This window comes from Virgibacillus proomii, assembly GCF_900162615.1.
GTDB lineage: Bacteria > Bacillota > Bacilli > Bacillales > Amphibacillaceae > Virgibacillus > Virgibacillus proomii.
The window spans coordinates 1,095,744-1,116,078 of sequence record NZ_FUFN01000009.1 but is presented as its reverse complement, the minus strand read 5'-3'; the positions used below and the strand labels follow the sequence as shown (position 1 = coordinate 1,116,078).

Here is a 20,335-nt window from a genome sequence, read left to right as displayed (position 1 = left end):
TCACGTTTTTGATTTCTTTTTTGATCTTATTATATAGATGGATACGAGAACGATAAAAAGCAAAATCCAAAATGCTTTCGAAGCATGATAGAATACCCGTTCAATAATTTCCCAGTTATTTCCTAATATTGTTCCTAAAATAATGAACGCAGATGCCCAGATAACAGCACCTAAATAGGCAAAGATGGCAAAATACGAATAACGATAATTGGATATACCAGCTAAATAGGCAGTTATATGTCTGACTCCAGGGATAAAATAACCAATTAGAAGAAAAAATCCCCCATACTTTTTATACTTATTTTGAGCCCAAATAATATTTTTTTCTTTTATACGTAATTTTGGGCCAAATCGTTTAATAAACGGAATTCCTAGCTTCTTTCCCAGCAAATAGCTAATAGAAATTCCGATGATAGAGCCTAAAATAGCAATGAAAATGGAATACTTTAGTGACATTCTGCCTAAATACACACTATAGCCTACGTATGTGAGTAGTACCTCATCAGGCAGGGGAAGTCCGATAATACCTAAGACGAGAACAGTAAATATTCCAATATAGCCGTATTGTGTAACAAGACTCCCTAGATCTGACATGCTAATCCTCTTTTCCTTTTTGCAATGAAAGCTTATAAATTATCAAGATGGGTCCTACCTATTTAAAAGGTTTCCCTATTTTAAATGAATTAAATAGGGCTATATAGGGTAGGTCACTCTCCTTTACAAATTATAGCATCGGCAAACATTACTTGCTATATAATTTACGTCAAGTTGATAAACGAGTATAGGCAATGTTAATCAAAGATACAGGATATGACTCAATTAACCCTGTTTTACTTGGTTCTTCTTCTTTTTGGAGAAATGTAGTACTTTCTTAGTAATGCTAAAAGATTAATTCGTTTTTTCTTTGGAGAAATTCCTTGAATGATGAACGATTGTTGCTTTGCTGTCTGCATGATGCGATTTTAATGTAAATGTAGTGATTTTCTGTATCGCATTTCGCTAAGGACGCTTTTCGCTGTATTTGTTGTAGAAGAAATCGATATCGATATAAGAATAGAAAAAAGTTTGCAAGTTTCAGGAATGAGGAGATATGAGGTTCAGCTTAAAATGATCCTAACCGTTTCCAAAAGTGATTAAATTCCCTTTTCCATTCTTTTTTTCTTCTAAAACTTGATCCTGTATAGTTTTAGTATATAGCAGGATTTTAGAAGCTTTAAAGTGCTGTTGTATATGACTTAGAAAATAAGAGGATGGATATGGCAGTGGCAAAATTCCCTTAACATATTTTACATATTATTGGTATAAGCGCCCAATAACTTATATAGGCAAATGCATATAGTGATTACATAGCATAAAAAGAAATGAGGGAATTTTGATGAATGAGATGAATGAGATGAATGAGATGAATGAATGGAATCAAGTGGCTAATGTGCAGGAAAATTATTATTATCCGCATGATCAAGCATTTTATACAGATGAACACCAATTGCAAGCTTTTGATCAAGAGCAATATGTAGGGGATGACTGGCGCATACCAATATTCGGTCCAAGGCCATTCTTTGGACCAAGGCCATTCTTTGGTCCAAGACCTTTCTTTGGACCAGGATTTGGATTTGGCGTTGGACCATTTGTTGGCGGGTTAGCCGGCGGACTGTTAGCCGGATCATTAGTAGGCGGACTAGGAGCTCCATATTATTATCCACCATACTACTGGTAATAATTTTTTTAGGAGAATGTTCAAAAGACGTATAAAAATAGCGCATTGAATTTCATTGTCTGCAGTAATTTCCCTGCTAGCAGGGAAAGTTAAAGTAAGATGAAGTAGGAGCTAATCTTTTAAAAAATTTGTCCTGCATGCAAGGTGCCGTAAGATTCCCACTTCAAGAGTTATAGAAATTACGAAGAAGTTGAAGGGGGATAACGGCACCTAAATGCCTGATTCTTTGGTCAACAAGATAGATATACATCCTGACTAAGCACATCACATCGCATGCAGAAAGAGTGTTATTCTTTTTCAAGGATAGAGTATGCTTCGTCAGCAATATATCGCATAAGAAAAGCGTTCTTCTTTTTCAAGGACAGGAGAAAACTTCGACAGACACTTCGCGATGTTTCAAGAACATTGCGATTTTAGCCTTTGTTCTGATATAAGAAATCATAGCTGTTTCTGCATGGTGGATATCTTTTTTGAAAGTAGCATCGTCTAGCTTAATTACTGGAGCGTATAAGCAAATTTCGATTTCTTTTCTACGATCAGTCAACACCGGCTCTCCGTATTCATGAGAATAATAGTCGCAAAACGAGTAGCTTGAAGTCATTCCCTAGCTCAATTCCCATACATAAGGTGTTTCTTGATATACATAGTAGTTCAGCCAGTTAGAGAATAATAGATGTGCATGCGAGCGCCAGCGATTTAATGGTACTTCTTCTAAATTGTTATTTGGGAAATAGTTTTTAGGAATGGCTGGGTTCAATCCTTTTTTCCGATCACGATGGTATTCCTCAGCAAGTGTATCATTGTCATACTCTAAATGACCAGTTATCATAATATGCTTTTTATCATTTGAAATAATAATGAACGGATCATTTTCTTTCGTAGCAGCCAGCAATGTTAACCGATTATCATTCTGAATCGCTTTCATTGGTGTTCCAGTATAACGAGAATGTGGTGCTAAAAACTCATCATCAAAGCCCCGAATCAGCTCTACTGTTGGATGAAAAACCTGATGGGCGAATACGCCTGAGCATTTGCCAGAAAGCTCATGTTTCCCAACTCCATAGTGATAATAAAGCGCTGCTTGAGCAGCCCAGCAAATATGCAAGCTTGAGCTGACATGCGTTTTAGACCATTCCATAATCTTTTGAAGCTCTTCCCAATAATTTACTTCTTCAAAGGATAACAACTCCACAGGTGCACCGGTTATAATCATGCCGTCATACCGTTTATCTTTAATAGCATCAAACGTATGATAAAACTGTTTCAAATGCGACTTGCTAACCGTTTTTGAATCATGTGTTGCGGTATGCAAAAATGTCACGAGAACCTGTAAGGGAGAATTCCCCAATAGCCGCAACAATTGAGTTTCCGTACGTTCTTTTTCCGGCATTAAATTAACAATCACGATATTTAATGGACGAATATCTTTTGTTGTAGCACGAACCGTATCCATAATAAAAATATTTTCTTTTTCCAATATGTCATGTGCTGGCAACTGCTTTGGAATTGTAATTGGCACTAGGAACCCTCCTTATTTACGTATTTTTACTATTATATAGCAAGTTATGAAGAAGATCTATACCGTGCTTGAAAAAAGAAATCGGTAATGAAACGTAAAGTATGGTCGACTATGGTTTTTGTAATATTTGGGAAATTGTAGCGGAATACGATTTTAACTTGTATGAAGGCAATACCATCGTCCATTTTTGTAAAGAATTTGTATAGCTCTATCCTTTAAAATAAGCATCTAGAAAACTTCTTAAAAATGAATCGTAGAGAAATCGAAATTAATAAAAATATTGTTAATCAAACAACGGAAATTATGTTTTCAGTAACTCGGATTAAGCAAAACATCCTCATGCAATAGAGCTTTACCTTTATCCTCGAAAACCACGATGTATCGCTTGCATACCTTCTCTGTTATTGAAAAAGACAATGCTTTTTATTCTTGCGATGTGCCGCTGTCAATGCTTCTGTTCTATTAACCACATCTTAGATATAGGGTAAACAGATATGTAGGAATTAAAAATCTTGTAAATAGTGAAAAGGAATTAACAGAGATTGGAAAGTAGCTGTAAGGGGGAGTCGATGTGAAAAACACAAAAATAAAGGTAGGGATTTTATTTATACTTATCGGGCTTGTTCTAATTTCCATTCCATTTTATTATGAATGGAAACAGCAAAAGGAAGTAACCGCTTTGGAAGAAGCGCTTGCTATGATTGCCAACGCTGATGGAGAAGATGTAGATTTATCATCTATTGATAATTTACCATTTTCTAAGGAAGAATTAGACGGGGTAGTAGAACTTGAAATACCATCCATCCATTTAAAACAAAAAGTGTTAACAGAGACTACGAATGAAAATTTAAGTGTTGCATTAACGCAAATGAAGCCGAATCAAACACCAGGTAAAAATAATTTTACGATTGCTGGACATCGCGGGTATCGCGGAGATCGCCATTTTCGAAATCTGCCAGAGGTTGTTAAAGGTGATGAAGTGTTATTACATACAAAAGAGCAGACTTTTGTATACCAGGTAAATTCATCCGAGGTAATCGAACCAACAGAAGTACAGGTTTTAGAAGATAAAAAAGGACAAGCGGAAATAACATTAATTACTTGTACAATTGATGGAAAAGAACGAATTGCGACAAAAGGAAATTTAATTAGCACAAAGGGCAAATAAATAGACTGTAACTGGTATTTAGCTTTGAAATAAATTCCATATAATTGGCGATCGAAGTTTTGGTAAAACATATCATGTAGCGATAGTAAATCAATGCTCATAAAAAAGCCTCAGACACAACTTTTTGTGCTAAGGCTTCTTATTGTTTAGGAATTTATAAAATTTGTATAGAAAGCATCTTTGATCTACTGTTCAAGGACGTGGAAGGCTACGACAGCAATACATTCCGGTTTCTCAAGGACAGAGAAGCTCCGCCAGCAATACACCGCGGTTTTTCAAGGAGAAAAGCACTCCCCTTGAATGAAGCATTACTCGATGTAAGGTGCTGCAAGACTACAAACTTCAAGATTTTAGAAAATGCGATGAAGTCTAAATTGGAAAAACGACACCTAAATGCCCGATTCGTTCAAGGGTCTTTAGATCATACCATTAAGGTTCTAAACATTCCGTGAAAGGCGTACCATGGAATGAAGTTTCACTTTATCCCGTCAGAAGATCCGCCGTTTGTACGTTACTAATCACTGCTAGCTTTTGTTCTGACGTTGGGTCATAACCGACCTTCAATCCTTTTTTTGAACACGTATTTAATAAATAATTTTATCGCCGTTAAAGATAGAATTTTTTACCACGACGTAATCCACATTGCGAATCGCTTCCAGTTTTTTTCCGCCAGCGTAGGAAATAGATGATTGTAAATCCTGTTCCATTTCCCTTAATGTGTCTTTTAAAGAACCTTTATGTTCTACAAGCATTTTTTTACCTTCGACATTTTTTCTTTCACCTTTTTGAAATTCGGAAGCAGATCCAAAATATTCTTTCAAAATTTTTCCATCTCTTTCAATCGTTTCACCTGGTGATTCTTCGTGTCCGGCAAAAAGAGAACCAATCATTACCATGGACGCTCCAAAACGGATCGATTTGGCAATATCGCCATGTGTACGAATTCCACCATCAGCAATAATTGGCTTACTTGCTGCCTTTGCACACCAGCGGAGAGCTGCCAATTGCCAGCCCCCTGTACCAAAGCCAGTTTTAATTTTCGTAATACATACCTTTCCTGGTCCAATACCGACCTTGGTTGCGTCAGCACCGGCATTTTCCAGTTCTCTCACAGCTTCCGGCGTTCCTACGTTTCCAGCAATAAGAAAACTGTTTGGTAAATATTTTTTAATATGCTTAATCATATTAATAACCAAATCCGAATGCCCATGGGCAACATCGATCGTAATATATTCTGGTACCAGCTTTTCTTCTGCCAGCTTTTCAACAAACGCATATTCTTCTTCCTTGACACCAACACTAATGGATGCAATGAGTCCACGACTTCGCATATCTTTTATGAAGTCGATACGCTTTTCTGGTTTAAAACGATGCATAATATAAAAATAGCCATTTTCAGCTAACATGATCGCAATTTTTTCATCAATGATTGTTTGCATATTTGCAGGAACGACAGGTAATTTAAACGTATTCCCTCCTAAGGTGACACTTGTATCACATTCTGAACGACTGCTAACAATACATTTTGCAGGAATTAATTGAATATCTTCGTAATCAAATACATTTTCCATGCTTTACACCTCTAAATCCGAATAATAATAAAATATTTTTATTTAACGTTCGTACATTAGTAATGTACACGATTTTGCACAAGAAGTCAAAGTTTTATTTCGAAGGGTTTAAAAACGATAAGGAAATGAGAATAGTTGAGATTTTAGATGGTGAAATTGTGGGGAGAGATCTTCAATAGGGAATTTAAAAAATCGAGTAACGAAAAAGGGGCAGGGACATAAGCAAATACGAAATAGCAAAAACCGAACAATTATTCTATAATTGTTCGGTTTGTTTATGTTTAGAAAAACTTGGCTTATCGCCAAGTCTTTATCGAAACAAGTTTCAATTCTCCGGTTGGTATAAAGGGAAACAGGTAAAGAGGCTTTCAAAAACGGCAACTGGAATTCTTGTGACAAGTAGCGTAGTCTTTATCTTTGCTATGTATATCGTGGTGGGATTGTCTTTGTAAAGCTAATACTTAATGAATGATGTGATAGGGGCCTTTGGGCTGTACTTAGCTTGATTCGAGGCAAAGTATTCTCTCTTCTTTAGCAGAAAGAATCATTTTATACAGGGCTTAAATTTATTAGATTGGATTAAAGATACAATTGCATTGTGGTAAACTAAGGAAAAACGAGATCTGTGAAGGACGTCATACATAATGAAAATCACGATTGTATCAGTAGGAAAATTAAAAGAGAAGTACTTGAAGCAAGGCATACAAGAATATTTAAAACGCTTAAGCACATACGCAAAAGTAAAGATCATTGAAGTGGCGGATGAAAAAGCACCAGAAAACCTAAGTGAAGCGCAAATGTTAGATGTTAAGCAAAAAGAAGGCGAACGCATTTTAAGTCATATTCAACCAGATACATATGTCATTACGTTAGAAATTAACGGCAAAATGCTCACTTCAGAACAATTTGCCAGCAAATTGGATGAGCTCGCCACCTATGGGAAAAGCAAAATAGCCTTTGTCATTGGCGGGTCGCTTGGAATCAGTGCAGAGGTACAAAAACGTAGTGATTTAGCTCTATCTTTTTCAAAAATGACCTTTCCGCATCAGGTGATGCGGTTCATTCTGTTGGAGCAGGTGTATAGAGCATTTCGGATTAATCGGGGAGAACCGTACCACAAATAGGTAGTGGTTTTCTTTAAAATATAATCCCCGAAGTAAGATGGGAGTTGTTTGTAACCATATCCCAGAAAGTAGGAGTCGCTAGGACTCCTACTTTCTGGGATATGTGCAATAAAATAAAATTGAATATCTTTTAGCTTTTTATTGCTAATATCAATTCTTTTGATAGATGCTGCAAGAAGTTGTCTGAACTTTATTACATTTAATCGATCTTTGAGTTCTAGGAATTCTTTAAGTTGCTCGCGTATAAAATCTGTACTGACCTCTTTTACCAGAATATCATTCACTTTTTGCTCACTTAGTAGCTTTGCTAATGAATCCTTTAAATCAGTTTTTTCCATACGGAGTTCAGCAAATCTTTCTTTAGCTTCTTCAGATGTGTAAAATCCTGATCCAGTCATTACACTATCCTGAATCCTTTTCTTTTGAGACTCTAATTCAGCTATACGTTTTTATCATACTAGCTTCAACACTAGTAACATTTTTAGTATATTGTTTAGCAATTTGCTTATTTATTGAATCTGTGATTGCATCAATGACGGAATCGGATTGTAAAGTTTTAGCAAGCCTATCATATACTGATTGTTCTAACACTAGCGTTAACAGTGTTAGGATTGCATACTGCTTTTCCACCGTTATGATAGCGACCGCAAACATAATAACGTAATTTAGTGCCATCTTTATGCCTGGAACCGAAGCGCTTGCCATATATGATCCACATTCTGGACATTTTGCAATTGATGTTAATGGGATGTTCTCAGTATATTGTCGTGGCGCTCCTGTTGACGTTGCTTCATTAATGTGTTTGCCTTATCCGAAGTATCTTCAGCAATAATTGGCTCGTGTATTCCTTTGACTACTATGTAGTTTGGATTTGTGCCTTTTCTTCGTTTTCTCTCCCGTCAATTTGACAGTGCACTAATTCACCTTCAAATTTCAGATAGAGATTTTAGGTGCATCAAACCAAATGGGGAGAAAGATTGGTTCGACAAATTATAAGCATATTCTTATAATTGATCTACTATTCTAGATTCAATCTTTCAATCATAAATAGAAACATTTCTTTTAATGTTTGATATAGAATTTATTTATACTTAATTACTATTGGTTTTATTCTCGTTATAGGTGTTCTATTCCATTATCATGACTTTAAATGAAATATGGTAATATATATGTAGATAATTAGTTACAGGACGGAGAAAGGAAGTTACATCATGACAGAAAAACAACGTAATGCACAAACGACGATAAATGTACAAAAACAGGCCAATTTAATTTGGAACGTTGCTGATATATTAAGAGGGTTATACAAACCACACGAATATGGAAAAGTGATTTTACCCATGACCGTAATTAAGCGATTGCACGATACGTTATTACCAACACGTGATAAAGTGCTTAAAGCGTCAGAGCAATGTAAAGATTTGAATGAAGTTTTTCGACATCGTTTTTTAACACAAGCATCGGGTTATTCCTTCTACAATACTAGCGTATATACATTTGATACATTATTAGCAGATCCAGCAAATATCGAGACAAACTTCCGAGCTTATTTAAATAGTTTTTCAGATAATATGCTAGATATTTTAGCAAACTTTAAATTCGATGTTGAAATTTCTACATTAGCTGATAATGATGCGCTATTTCATGTCATTCAAGAATTTAATAAAAAAGAATCATATCTTGGTCCAGATAAAGTAACTAGTACAGATATGGGATATATTTTCGAGGAATTAGTTCGTAAATTTTCAGAGAGTTATAACGAAGAAGCAGGGGAACATTTCACAAGTCGAGATATTATTTATTTAATGACAGATTTACTTTTAATTGAAGATAGAGATACGCTAACAGGAGAAGATGTTGTAAAAACGGTGTACGATCAAACGATGGGAACGTCACAAATGTTATCAGCAATGCAAGAACGCATCCGGGATTTTAACGAAAATGCAGAAGTAAGAACATATGGACAAGAATTAAATCCAGAAACATATGCAATTGCTAAAGCAGATACGATGATTCGTGGCGGGAATCCAGACAATATGGCAATAGGAAGTACTTTATCAAATGATCAATTTGATGGATATGAATTTGATTACTGTATTTCCAATCCACCTTTTGGCAGCGATTGGAAAAGGGATCAAAAGGCTGTAAAGGCTGAACATGCATTAGGAGAAAACGGACGTTTTGGTGTCGGACTGCCGAAAATAAGTGATGGCCAATTACTCTTTCAATTAAATGGGATCTCAAAGCTAAAAGAGGCAGGAAGAATGGCGATTATTCATAATGGTTCGGCGCTATTTTCAGGCAATCCAGGTGGGGGAGAGAGCAGTATTCGGCAATATGTCATTGAAAATGATTGGTTGGAAACAATTGTCCAATTACCGAATGACTTATTTTATAACACAGGGATATCAACATATATTTGGGTAATTACAAAAAACAAATCCCCCGAACGTGAAGGAAAAGTACAACTAATAGACGCTTCAAAAACGTTTGAAAAACGAAGGAAGAATATTGGGGAAAAGCGTGTAGATATTTCTGAAGAATGTAGACATATGATTGTGCAAGCATATGGTGAATTTGATAATAAAGAATATAGATTAGGTGAAAAAATAGTAGAGTCAAAGATTCTTGATAATGAGGATTTCGGCTATACACGTGTAACGGTAGAAAGTCCGCAACGTGATGAAGATGGAAATGTCATCTTGAAGAAAAATAAACCTGTAGCAGATACGAAATTACGTGATACAGAAGATATTCCATTAAAAGAAGACATTGATGCCTATTTTGAACGGGAAGTATTACCATTTAACCCAGATGCATGGATGGATAGAAAGAGAGATAAAATTGGTTATGAGATACCTTTTACACGATTGTTCTATGAATTTACTCCACCGGAACCTTCTGAAGTAATAGCTGAAAGAATTAAAAAATTAGAAGAATCGATTGTTGCGAACTTCCAAGCGTTATCGAGCAAGGATGTGAGTAACGTTGACTAGAGAAATGAAAGACTCAGGTGTTGAGTGGATTGGGGAGATACCAAAGCATTGGGAAATTTCAAAAATCGGAGCACACTATATTGAAAGAAATGAAAAAGTTTCAGATTTGGATTATGAGCCATTATCAGTTACTAAAGATGGAGTTGTTCCACAATTAGAAACTGCTGCGAAATCATCTGATCATATTAACAGGAAATTAGTCCTTAAAGATGATTTTGTTATTAATTCTAGGTCAGATAGAAAAATGTCAGCTGGCATAGCGTATTCAAACGGGTCTGTATCAGTAATTAATACGGTAATCTATTCTAATTCAATGTCTAAAGAATATACAAAGTATTTATTAAAAAACTATTCATTTGCAGAAGAATTTTATAGATGGGGTTCAGGGATTGTTGCAGATCTATGGTCCACAAGATGGGATAAAATGAAGAATATTTCAATACCAATTCCAGATATTGACGAGCAAGTAAAAATTGGGAAGAAACTGGATACTATTATTAAGAAAATAGATAGCATAATAAATGAAACAAAACTATCAATTGAAGAATTTAAAAGATATAAACAATCTATTATTACAGAAACAGTTACAAAAGGTTTAAAATCAGATGTTGAAATGGAAAGTGTTGATAGAGAAGAGATTAAATATCATCCAAAACATTGGACTTTATCAAAAATAAAATACCATGTAGAAATAGACCCATCAAAACATGAGCATTTATGTAAATTGCCTAGCGAAGCAACTTTTTTACCAATGAATAAGTTAAAAAATGGATTTATAATAAATACAGAAAAAGATAAAACAGAAAAACTAGAAAATAAGTATACGTATTTTGCTGAGGGAGACATTGTAATAGCAAAAGTTAGACCATCTTTTGAAAATGGTAATATCGCAGTTGCTAAAAACCTTCTGAATAAGACTGGATTTGGCACATCCGAAATATTTGTATTAAGAAACAAAGATAAGGGAGTAATTCAAGAATTTCTGTTTTATTTTTTAAGAAATGACATCTTTATACAATATGGTTCTTCAAGTATGACTGGAGTTGCCGGATTACAAAGGGTATCCACAAATTTTATAATGAATTATCCAATTGCAGTTCCACCCTTAGAAGAACAATTAGAAATAGTAAATTATTTAAACTATAAAATAAAACAAATAGATAAATTAATCACAAAAAAAGTAAAGGCAATCGAAGAACTAGAAAACTATAAAAAATCTCTCATCTATGAATATGTAACTGGAAAAAGAGAAGTTTGAGGGGGCAAGAACGTGCTTGAAAACAAAGAAGATCGTTTTGAAAGAGATATTGAAACGAGCTTAACAAATGAAGGTGGCTGGGAATCGGCTGCCTTCATAGATACAAACTACGATCCGCAACAAGGGTTAGATGTTCCTGTTCTATTGTCATTTATTCGTGAAACGCAACCAAAATCATGGAAGCGCTATGAAAAAATTTACCGTACCGATGCAGAAACCAAATTTTTAAAGCGATTTAATGAAGAAGTAAATTCACATGGTCTTTTGCATGTCCTTCGAAAAGGAATCAAAGATCGTGGTGTGTCTTTTAAAGTTGTTTATTTTCGACCAGTTTCTTCTTTAAGCTATGAAAATATTAAACAGTTTGAATCGAACCGTTTTCAATGTATTCGTCAGTTTGCATACAGTAGCAAAAATCGAAACACAATCGATATGGTATTAGCTGTAAATGGCATTCCTCTTGTCGCTTTAGAATTAAAAAATCAATATACAGGACAAAATGTCGAACATGCAAAATTGCAATTTGAAACGAATCGTGATCCAAGTGAAATTGTTTTTCAATTTAATAAACGATTTTTAGTTTATTTTGCTGTCGATCATTTTGAAGTGTATATGACGACAAAACTAGTGAAAAACAAAACATACTTTTTACCTTTTAATCAAGGCTCAAATGGTGCAGGAAAAGTTGGTGGTAAAGGAAACCCACATAATAAAGAAGGATACCCGACAGCATATTTATGGGAACAAGTATTGCATAGGAACCAATTCATGGATATTTTGGAACGGTTCATGAATTTCGAAGTGAAAAAGAACATTTTAATTTTCCCGCGTTATCATCAATTAGATGTAGTAAATAAGTTAGTACAAGATGTAAAAGAGCATGGTTCAGGGAAAAACTATCTCATTCAACATTCGGCAGGTTCAGGGAAATCGAATAGCATCGCATGGTTAGCCTATCATTTAGCTTCTTTACATGATAGAGAGAACAATCCAATCTATTCATCTATTATAATTGTTACCGACCGAACAGTATTAGATCGACAGTTACAAGATACGATTACGAGTTATGAACATACGACAGGACAAGTTGAAGCGATTGGAGATAATAAAACATCTAAAGATTTAAAGAATGCAATTAATGATAAAAAGAAAATTATTATTACAACACTACAAAAGTTTCCTGTCATTTATCAAGAAGTAGATGTAGTAGAAGGAAGAAGATTTGCGATCATAGTCGATGAAGCACATTCTTCGCAAACTGGTAGAAGTGCACAAAAGTTAAAACAAGCCCTAGCAGATAAACAAGCATCGCTTAAAGAGTATCAAGAAATTGAAGAAGATATTGAGAATCAAACTTTAGATGACCAAGACCAACTCGTCCAAACGTTATTATCGCAAGGACAACATCATAATTTAAGTTTCTTTGCTTTCACGGCTACCCCTAAAGAGAAAACAATTGAAATGTTCGGTACAAAACAAGCGGATGGAAGTTATAGACCATTCCATGTTTATAGTATGCGACAAGCGATTGAAGAAGAGTTTATTTTAGATGTATTAAAAAACTATATGACGTATAAAACTTCCTATCGTATCGCAAAAGAAATAGAAGAAAATCCCGAATTACCGAAAACAGAAGCAGTTCGAGCAATTGCCCGGTATCAATCATTCCATCCTTGGGTATTACGACAAAAAACAGAAGTAATGATTGAACAGTTTAGAGAAGTAACGAAAAAAGCGATCGGTGGTAGAGCGAAGGCGATGATTGTTACCCCGTCGCGTCTCCATGCTGTTCGATATATGAAAGAATTTAAAGCTTATATTAAAGAAAAAGGATACATAGACCTAGATGTCCTTGTTGCTTTTTCGGGAACTGTCACTGATGATGGCAATGAATATACTGAATCGAGTATGAACGTAACGAAAGATGGCGAGCGGATAAAAGAAAATCAATTAAAAGAAACTTTTCATGGGGACGACTTTAATTTATTAATAGTTGCAGAAAAATATCAAACAGGTTTTGACGAACCATTACTTCATACGATGTTTGTTGATAAAAAATTACGTGGCGTGAAAGCAGTGCAGACACTATCCCGTTTAAATAGAACGATGCAAGGAAAGAAAGATACATTTATCTTAGATTTTGTGAACACAGAAGAAGAGATATTAGAAGCATTCCAACCTTTCTATGAAGTGACGACATTAAAAGAAGAAGTAAACTTAAATTTAATATACGACACACAAAGTAAATTACGTAAATTTGCATTGTATAATGACGATGATATTGCACAAGTGATGAAATTAGTGAAACAAGCACAAAAGAAACAAGATGAGCGTTTATTAGGTCGCCTATCTAGTTTATTCAAGCCTGTCATTCAGCGTTATGAAGACTTACCAGAAGATACCCAATATGAATTCAGAGTGACATTACGTAACTTTGGTAAATGGTACAACTATGTTGCACAGTTAGATCGTACATTTGATATGGAATTACTAGAAGAAAACATTTACACAGGTTATTTATTAAAGTTTATCCCTAGAGAAAAGCGTGAAAAGGTGGATATTGCAGATAAAGTAAAGCTTGAATATTATAAGCTGCAAAAGGATTTTGAAGGCGAAATCATGCTTGTTGCTGAAAATGAAGAGGGTGGGGAATTAAAACACCCTGAAGAATTTAATGCTAATGTCAAGCCAGTAGAAGAACGTGATTCCTTAGAAGAGATTATCCATCGAATTAACAAACGGTTCCCAGATAACTTTTCGCCACAAGATCGAGTAATTGTGGAAACATTGCACAAGGCATTTACTCAAGAAGTGGATGCAAAAATAGTAAACATGGCTAAAAATAATAGCCAAGAAATGTTTGAAAATAGCTTGTTTAAAGATGTATTTCTTGATCGAGTAATGGATGAGTACACGAAGAATACGGAAGCGTATCAAAGATTGATTGGATCTGACGATTCGTACTTTAAAACTGTCTATGCATTTATTGCAGCGGATGTTTATAAGACGTTGCGTTCGGAATTGTAATGTAACAATAGATTTTTAAAGTTCTTTGAGAAAAGAGTATATTATCATCAACTAGGTCAAGCAAGGTAGACGGAAGTAAAGGATAGAGATATACAACGATTAACAGAATCAAAAGATGAATATAGATTATCACAGCGAATGTCAGTCATTTTAAGAAAAGTTAGGTAAAAACTTTTATCGGTGACTGGCATTTTTTTAAAAACTTTTTACAATGTTGGGTTGGTTAGTTACTATTATGGGATTAAAGTAAAGGCCTTTCTAGCATTATTACTTGAGAAATAAGGAGGAGTATAGTGTACATATCTAAACTAATTATCGATGGCTTTCGGTGTTTTAACGAAAAAACAGAAATCCCGTTAAATAAAGGTCTTACAGTAATTTTAGGGGAAAATGGAAGTGGGAAATCTGCAATCGTTGATGCGATTCGATTAATACTAAATGATGATGAGTTTGGCAGATCAATGGTTTCTGGAGGAGACTTTTGGCACTCATTTGGTAATGAAGGGAATAATGAATCTAGTGTAAGCTTTCGAATAGATATAGAGTTTTCTGAAATGAGGTCTATTGAACAAGTTGCATATTTACCTTGGTTAAAAACGGAGGATTTAAGTACAGCAACTTTACACTTAAAAGTACAGAATAAAACAACTCAAAATAAACACTACAAAAAAGAGATATGGGGCGGAAATTCATCTAGTAGCAGTTTTGAGTGGGATACATATAAATCTATTAAATGTACATATTTACCGCCATTAAGAGATGCAGAGCATCGTCTTAGAGACGTAAGGGGATCTAGATTATCCCGGTTAATTACAAAAATAGACCCAGAAAATACTGCAAAGGAACGTTTAGTTGATACGGTTAAGCAAAACAATCAACAACTGTTAAAAGATGAATTAATTGTAAAAGCAAAAACTAACATTAAATCACGTTTAGTAGAGGCATTGGGAGAAAATCTCGCTCAAGATATCAGTATTTCATTTTCAGATACGCGATTTGAAAGAATTATTGAGAATCTAAAGTTATTGTTTTATCCATTTTTGGATGATAGCACGTCAATAGATAGTTATAGAGAACTGTCTGAGAATAGTCTGGGCTATAACAATTTATTATATTTGGCAACAGTTCTTGCTGAATTAGAAGACGTAAGTAAACAAGAGATATCTAATGAAATCTTACTTATAGAGGAACCTGAAGCTCACCTTCATCCACAACTTCAGACAAAACTTCTTGAATATATTCAGAAACAAGCAGAGATTAAAGGGATTCAAGTCATAGTTACTACACATTCCCCTACAATAGCTGCTTCAATAGATTTTGATAATATGCTTGTTGTTAATAAAAATGAATTAAATAGAAGTCCCGTTATAGTACCCTTAAAGAATGTGGGGCTAAAACCAAAGCAACAGTTCTTTTTACAGAGATGGATGGATATTACTAAATCAACTTTACTTTTTGCAAGAGGTATAATTCTAGTTGAGGGGATTGCAGAGGCACTAGTTGTTCCGGAGTTAGCAAAAAGGGTTTTACACAAAAAGTTAGACTCAAAAGATAAAATTTCAGAGTACTCATTAGAAGAGTATAGTGTTTCAATAATAAATATGGGAGGCATATATTTTGATTCATTCTTTCAGTTATTTATAAATGCAGAAAAAAGTGGAGAAGGAATCCCTATTAGATGTGCTGGAATTACAGACTGTGATCCTGTAAAGGATTCGACCCCTTTTTATGAAAACCAATGTGATTGCAATAATTCAGCCTTAAAGCAACAAACAAATATAAATAAAAGTGAGTATTGCCGTTTATTTAGTAATTTGAAAACCTTTGAGTATGATCTAGCTCTACACGAGGAAAACTTTTCTATAATGTCCAATATCCTTCTTGATATCATAGAAACTGAAGGGTCTATAAAAAAACAAATTAAGGAGAATATGAAACTATTTCCAAGTGCCGCTGATAGTGAAAAAGCTAAAATGGCTAAATATTTATTGGACAGAATAGATGATTCTAGGATTTGCGGTAAAGGTATTTTTTCACAACAATTGGCCTATAAACTCGCAAAAGATGATATTGATTTCACTGTACCTAAATATATTGAAAATGCAATTTTATGGGCATGTAAACTTGAAGAAAAGGGAGTGAATACAGCTGGCAAATCAAGTACTGTTGAAAAACCAAACGAATAAAATTGATTTGATACAATCCGTTTTAAAACATAAAGATATACTAAATACTTCATCACAACAAGCTGATTTTGTATTACAACCATTAAACTATGGTTGTTTCCTTAGTGCCTGTCCGGGTAGTGGTAAAACTCATTCTGTTAGTCTAAAATTTGCCTATGAAATAAACAATTGGATTTCTAAAGCCAGTGGTATAGCATTTTTATCTTTTACAAATAATGCTGCGGATGAAATAAAGAATAGAGCAAATTACTATCTTGAAGAAAAGTCTGTTGGTTACCCTCACTTTGTCGGAACGATTGATAGTTGGATACATGCATATATTTTTCATCCATTTGCTAAAGAAGTTACCGGTTTTATTGGGCAAAACAATGACTACACTCATAAATTAATTCAAGAAGGAAATCATGGTCCGTGGATAAAAAATTATAGTTATAAAAGTGTTTCAATATTAGATTATACATTTGATAAAAATGATGAATTATTGCCTACCAATGACAAAGTAAAGATTGACAATAATGCATATACAATTAGTACATTAATAGAAAGAAAATTAAAGTTTGCTAAGGATGGCTTTGTTACATATTCAGATATAGAATACTGGACGTATAAGGTATTACAGAAGAGAATTGATATATTGCATTTAATCGCACAAAGATTCCCATTTATTATTATCGATGAATGTCAAGATTTGTCTGAGATTCAACTTGAAATTTTTGAGCTTTTAAAACAGGCAGGAGTTTCAATCCACTTAGTGGGAGATTTAGACCAATCAATATATGAATTTAGGAACGTATTTCCTGAAAATGTAAGAGAAAAAATTATAACATGGGGTTTACGAGAATTAGAATTAAGTACTAATTATAGAAGTGTGCAACAAATATGTGATGTTATTACCAAGCTATCTAAAAAACAACAAATAATTGGTACTAAATCAAGTCTCAATAAAAGCTGTTTGCTTTGGGTTTATGACAAAAATGAAGATATGCATAAAATCAGAGATGCTTTTATCAATTTATTAAAAATGAGAAATATAAATATCGAGGATGCAGCAGTAATTGCTAGAGGTTCTTCATTGGTAAATAAACTAAAAGGCTATGAAGAAAATAATAACTTAAACAAGGTTAAGAATAGTATTACATATAAGATAGCTTCTGCAATGGCACACTGGCAAGCAAGTAATGTTTTAGATAAACAATATGCTTTACAAACATTTGGAAATGTATTGGTTGATTTGGTTTATGAAGGGAAAGGAATTAAGAGAGAGAATATTAAGACACCTTATGCTTATCAACCAATGGAGTGGCGTTTAATACTTAAAAACTTTCTTGATAGGCTTGTTGATTCTAGTGACTTCATGAAAAACGGTGTCGAAGAGCAGACATGGAAAGATTGGATTAAAAATGTCTTAAAGACTGAGTTTAAACTATTTATGAGTGAACTTAAAGAAGTTCAAATTACTTTCGAAAAAGTATCTGCAAGATTGAGATCTCCTAATAAACTTACTGAGACTCCAATTTCTAAAAGCCTTTTGGCACGAAAAGCAAGTTCTAATTCAAAGATAAAAGTGGATACGATTCACGGTGTAAAAGGCGAATCTTATAAGGCTGTTCTATTTGTTTCTTCAGTTTCAAAAAACTCTGATGGAGGTCATTTTGAGCAGTGGCTCCAGCAAGGAACAGAAGCAAATAGATTTGCATTTGTAGCATGTTCAAGGCCACAAGAACTATTGGTGCTAGCTATTCCTAAGAATAATAAAGAAATACTCGATCTTGGCTTTTATCAAGATCAGTTGGAGGAATATTACTCATAAAATTAAGAAAGTTACTAAAAGGTATGGCGGATTAGGTTATTAGCTGTATAAGTCTTAGGTAATGAGAATGGAAGTATTTTCATTAATATATAGTGTTTATTTAAGAAATAAAAACTTGTAAGGTGATGGATAAAATTGACCAATTAGATTATGCGGAAACTGTTGATAAGATTATAGAATTAAATAACTTTGCAAACAACTTTTGGTCTAATAGTATTGGTTGGGCGCCTATTGAAGCAGCGAATTTATTGAGCAAGTCAAGATTAGATTGGCAAGTTTCATTATCTTACTCATTGAAAAGATGGGATATTTCACCTCAACATGGAGCAAGGGATGGTGATCTAATTTTGGCTTGGGTAAATCTTGGTGCATTGGTAGAGGGAACTTTGAAAGTTATTTCTTTCTGTATATTTCAATGATTACTCCAAGGATGAAGATAGTATAAAAAATAATAAAGGACTGGTAGAACCTGACTCTATCAAGTTTGATAGACTAAGGCAATTTTTTAATAAAAAAATATGGGAGTCAATAGAAACAGAGGAATTTGATGCATGGGTTTTAAAAATACAACAACGTAGAAATATTATTCATGCCTTTAAGAATAAGGATATCGGGGATTTTTCAGAATTTGTCTCTGATACAAATAAATACCTAGCCTTTCTCATGTATCATTTAGATAGACTACCATATCCAGATTGTCCATATGGAACTAAACACCGTTTATAATACACGAAATTTATTTCGATTAATACTAATTATGTTTTATGCATATGGACCAGTAGCAAATAGCTCTTTGTTTTTTTAAAAGGTAAAATGGAATACAATGAGATCCATCAACTTGATGGATCTCTGCTCATGGTATGGGTATTAAGTTGTGTTATTTAAATCTTTATTAGGAAACAATTTTTCTCAAAGTAGACACCTTTTGCTTAAAACGGGAATCATCCTTCATTTTATCAAGTGGTCCAGAAAATGATTCTATTTCCTTAATTAGTTCTGTTACTGCACTAGATGTAATCTTTATTTTAAGAATTTCTAGCAACTCTCTAAATTTACTCTGGCACAACTTGAATTGAAGACTACTAGATATTGTTTCGTCGTTAAAGGATAATATTGCTATTAGGGCCTGATTAGAATCAAATTGTTTTATTAAACCTGTATAAATAGGGTCAGCGTTCCATGCAGTTCCATGACCATTTGTTAAGAAAGCCTCTACTAATGTTAGAACATACTTTTTATTAACCTGTTCCGGGATTTTTGAATCACCTATTAAACGCGAAAGTTCCCTAGCAAGGGGTGGTTCACTATAAAAATTATTAGTTCCCCTATGTGCTATTAGTAAGTCATCTAAGGCTGTCTCGATTTCAGCTGCCCTCAATCCATCGGGGATATAAGATTCAGCTGATACAATTTCTAAAAATGCTCTAGCGTTATTCTGTTCTTCCTGATCATTATTGGCTACAAACTTTCCATACTTAATACCAAAGAGGTTTTTGGTGTTTTCATCAACCAGTCCCCACAAATATGGTAATAACCGATGTATGTTATCACGCACTTGAGTAGTAGTATCTGTTCTTGTATATATTCCGAATAATCCCTGAGCTAATGTATTGGACTGTTCTTGGGAAAAGTCCTGAAAGAAAGAAGCAATTTGCTTAGCCTCCTCTTCGCTAATTACATTTGCTTTTATATTTGTTAATAATTTTTTTATTTCTATTGTAATATTAGAGAGTGGAAGAGATATAACTTCATTTATACAGGTTTCCAGCCACGATACAATTTGTAATCCAGTTAGTTCATTCTGATTTGGATGTGCAGCACTTGCCCAATTTCTCATATACCTTATATAATCTAAATGTTTGAAGCCTAATTCAGATATCAATCCTATTTCTTTAGCACCATGAATAAGTTCACTGTCATCTATCTTGTCTAAATCAGATTCATCTTTTAAGCGTTTTC

Annotated in this window: 15 protein-coding genes; 9 read left to right on the top strand and 6 right to left on the bottom strand. The window is 34.0% G+C overall.

Going from position 1 to position 20,335, the window contains the following annotated elements:
* Nucleotides 1-594, bottom strand: coding sequence for a DedA family protein (locus BN1066_RS07620; RefSeq protein ID WP_077318828.1), 594 nt, complete (start codon nucleotides 592-594; stop codon nucleotides 1-3).
* A 781-nt stretch (nucleotides 595-1,375) separates the two neighbouring features.
* Here BN1066_RS07620 and BN1066_RS20700 point away from each other — a divergent pair.
* A complete protein-coding gene (locus BN1066_RS20700; RefSeq protein ID WP_245799732.1) occupies nucleotides 1,376-1,717 on the top strand; it encodes a hypothetical protein in 342 nt (113 codons plus the stop codon).
* Nucleotides 1,718-2,321: 604 nt separating this feature from the next.
* On the opposite strand, the gene metA is transcribed toward BN1066_RS20700, so the two are convergent.
* On the bottom strand, nucleotides 2,322-3,236 hold the full coding sequence (metA, locus tag BN1066_RS07605; protein ID WP_077318826.1) for a homoserine O-acetyltransferase MetA: 915 nt from the start codon (nucleotides 3,234-3,236) through the stop codon (nucleotides 2,322-2,324).
* Nucleotides 3,237-3,807: 571 nt separating this feature from the next.
* Between metA and BN1066_RS07600 the strand changes: the two genes are divergently transcribed.
* Nucleotides 3,808-4,404, top strand: a complete 597-nt coding sequence (locus BN1066_RS07600) for a class D sortase (RefSeq protein ID WP_077318825.1) — start codon at nucleotides 3,808-3,810, stop codon at nucleotides 4,402-4,404.
* A 584-nt stretch (nucleotides 4,405-4,988) separates the two neighbouring features.
* Here the strand turns inward: BN1066_RS07600 and guaC are convergent.
* Nucleotides 4,989-5,975 (bottom strand): GMP reductase, encoded by a 987-nt coding sequence (gene guaC / locus BN1066_RS07595; RefSeq protein ID WP_077318824.1) that lies wholly within the window; start codon nucleotides 5,973-5,975, stop codon nucleotides 4,989-4,991.
* A gap of 644 nt (nucleotides 5,976-6,619) precedes the next feature.
* Between guaC and rlmH the strand changes: the two genes are divergently transcribed.
* Nucleotides 6,620-7,099 (top strand): 23S rRNA (pseudouridine(1915)-N(3))-methyltransferase RlmH, encoded by a 480-nt coding sequence (rlmH, locus tag BN1066_RS07590; protein ID WP_077318823.1) that lies wholly within the window; start codon nucleotides 6,620-6,622, stop codon nucleotides 7,097-7,099.
* On the opposite strand, the gene BN1066_RS19775 is transcribed toward rlmH, so the two are convergent.
* Complete coding sequence (locus BN1066_RS19775) at nucleotides 7,021-7,497, bottom strand: hypothetical protein (protein ID WP_143695746.1); 477 nt, start codon at nucleotides 7,495-7,497, stop codon at nucleotides 7,021-7,023. The two genes, rlmH and BN1066_RS19775, sit on opposite strands and share 79 nt — an antisense overlap.
* A gap of 37 nt (nucleotides 7,498-7,534) precedes the next feature.
* Nucleotides 7,535-7,804: a hypothetical protein gene (locus tag BN1066_RS07585; protein WP_077318822.1), complete on the bottom strand. Its 270-nt coding sequence runs from the start codon at nucleotides 7,802-7,804 to the stop codon at nucleotides 7,535-7,537.
* Nucleotides 7,805-8,310: 506 nt separating this feature from the next.
* On the opposite strand from BN1066_RS07585, the gene BN1066_RS07580 reads away from it, so the two are divergent.
* From BN1066_RS07580 to BN1066_RS20695, 6 genes are all read left to right on the top strand, one after another.
* Nucleotides 8,311-10,095, top strand: coding sequence for a type I restriction-modification system subunit M (locus BN1066_RS07580; RefSeq protein WP_077318821.1), 1,785 nt, complete (start codon nucleotides 8,311-8,313; stop codon nucleotides 10,093-10,095).
* Nucleotides 10,088-11,353 carry a restriction endonuclease subunit S gene (locus BN1066_RS07575; protein WP_245799731.1) on the top strand — a complete coding sequence of 422 codons (1,266 nt, stop codon included), beginning with the start codon at nucleotides 10,088-10,090 and terminating at the stop codon, nucleotides 11,351-11,353. Before BN1066_RS07580 ends, BN1066_RS07575 begins: the two co-directional genes overlap by 8 nt.
* 12 nt (nucleotides 11,354-11,365) lie before the next feature.
* Nucleotides 11,366-14,380, top strand: a complete 3,015-nt coding sequence (locus tag BN1066_RS07570; RefSeq protein ID WP_077318820.1) for a type I restriction endonuclease subunit R — start codon at nucleotides 11,366-11,368, stop codon at nucleotides 14,378-14,380.
* Nucleotides 14,381-14,673: 293 nt separating this feature from the next.
* On the top strand, nucleotides 14,674-16,566 hold the full coding sequence (locus BN1066_RS07565; RefSeq protein WP_077318819.1) for an ATP-dependent nuclease: 1,893 nt from the start codon (nucleotides 14,674-14,676) through the stop codon (nucleotides 16,564-16,566).
* A complete protein-coding gene (locus tag BN1066_RS07560) occupies nucleotides 16,547-18,376 on the top strand; it encodes a UvrD-helicase domain-containing protein (RefSeq protein ID WP_245799730.1) in 1,830 nt (609 codons plus the stop codon). Before BN1066_RS07565 ends, BN1066_RS07560 begins: the two co-directional genes overlap by 20 nt.
* A 125-nt stretch (nucleotides 18,377-18,501) precedes the next feature.
* Nucleotides 18,502-18,795, top strand: coding sequence for a hypothetical protein (locus BN1066_RS20695; RefSeq protein WP_245799729.1), 294 nt, complete (start codon nucleotides 18,502-18,504; stop codon nucleotides 18,793-18,795).
* Between the two features lie 473 nt (nucleotides 18,796-19,268).
* Here BN1066_RS20695 and BN1066_RS07550 read toward each other — a convergent pair whose 3' ends face one another.
* Nucleotides 19,269-20,258, bottom strand: a complete 990-nt coding sequence (locus tag BN1066_RS07550) for a hypothetical protein (protein ID WP_218668069.1) — start codon at nucleotides 20,256-20,258, stop codon at nucleotides 19,269-19,271.
* Nucleotides 20,259-20,335 lie beyond the last annotated feature (77 nt).

Bases quoted from the DNA above. Each gene is read 5' to 3' on its own strand.
- rlmH (WP_077318823.1), top strand. From the start codon at position 6,620: ATGAAAATCACGATTGTATCAGTAGGAAAATTAAAAGAGAAGTACTTG.
- BN1066_RS20695 (WP_245799729.1), top strand. From the start codon at position 18,502: ATGGATAAAATTGACCAATTAGATTATGCGGAAACTGTTGATAAGATT.
- BN1066_RS07620 (WP_077318828.1), bottom strand. From the start codon at position 594: ATGTCAGATCTAGGGAGTCTTGTTACACAATACGGCTATATTGGAATA.
- guaC (WP_077318824.1), bottom strand. From the start codon at position 5,975: ATGGAAAATGTATTTGATTACGAAGATATTCAATTAATTCCTGCAAAA.
- BN1066_RS07585 (WP_077318822.1), bottom strand. From the start codon at position 7,804: ATGGCAAGCGCTTCGGTTCCAGGCATAAAGATGGCACTAAATTACGTT.
- BN1066_RS07580 (WP_077318821.1), top strand. From the start codon at position 8,311: ATGACAGAAAAACAACGTAATGCACAAACGACGATAAATGTACAAAAA.
- BN1066_RS20700 (WP_245799732.1), top strand. From the start codon at position 1,376: ATGAATGAGATGAATGAGATGAATGAGATGAATGAATGGAATCAAGTG.
- BN1066_RS19775 (WP_143695746.1), bottom strand. From the start codon at position 7,497: ATGACTGGATCAGGATTTTACACATCTGAAGAAGCTAAAGAAAGATTT.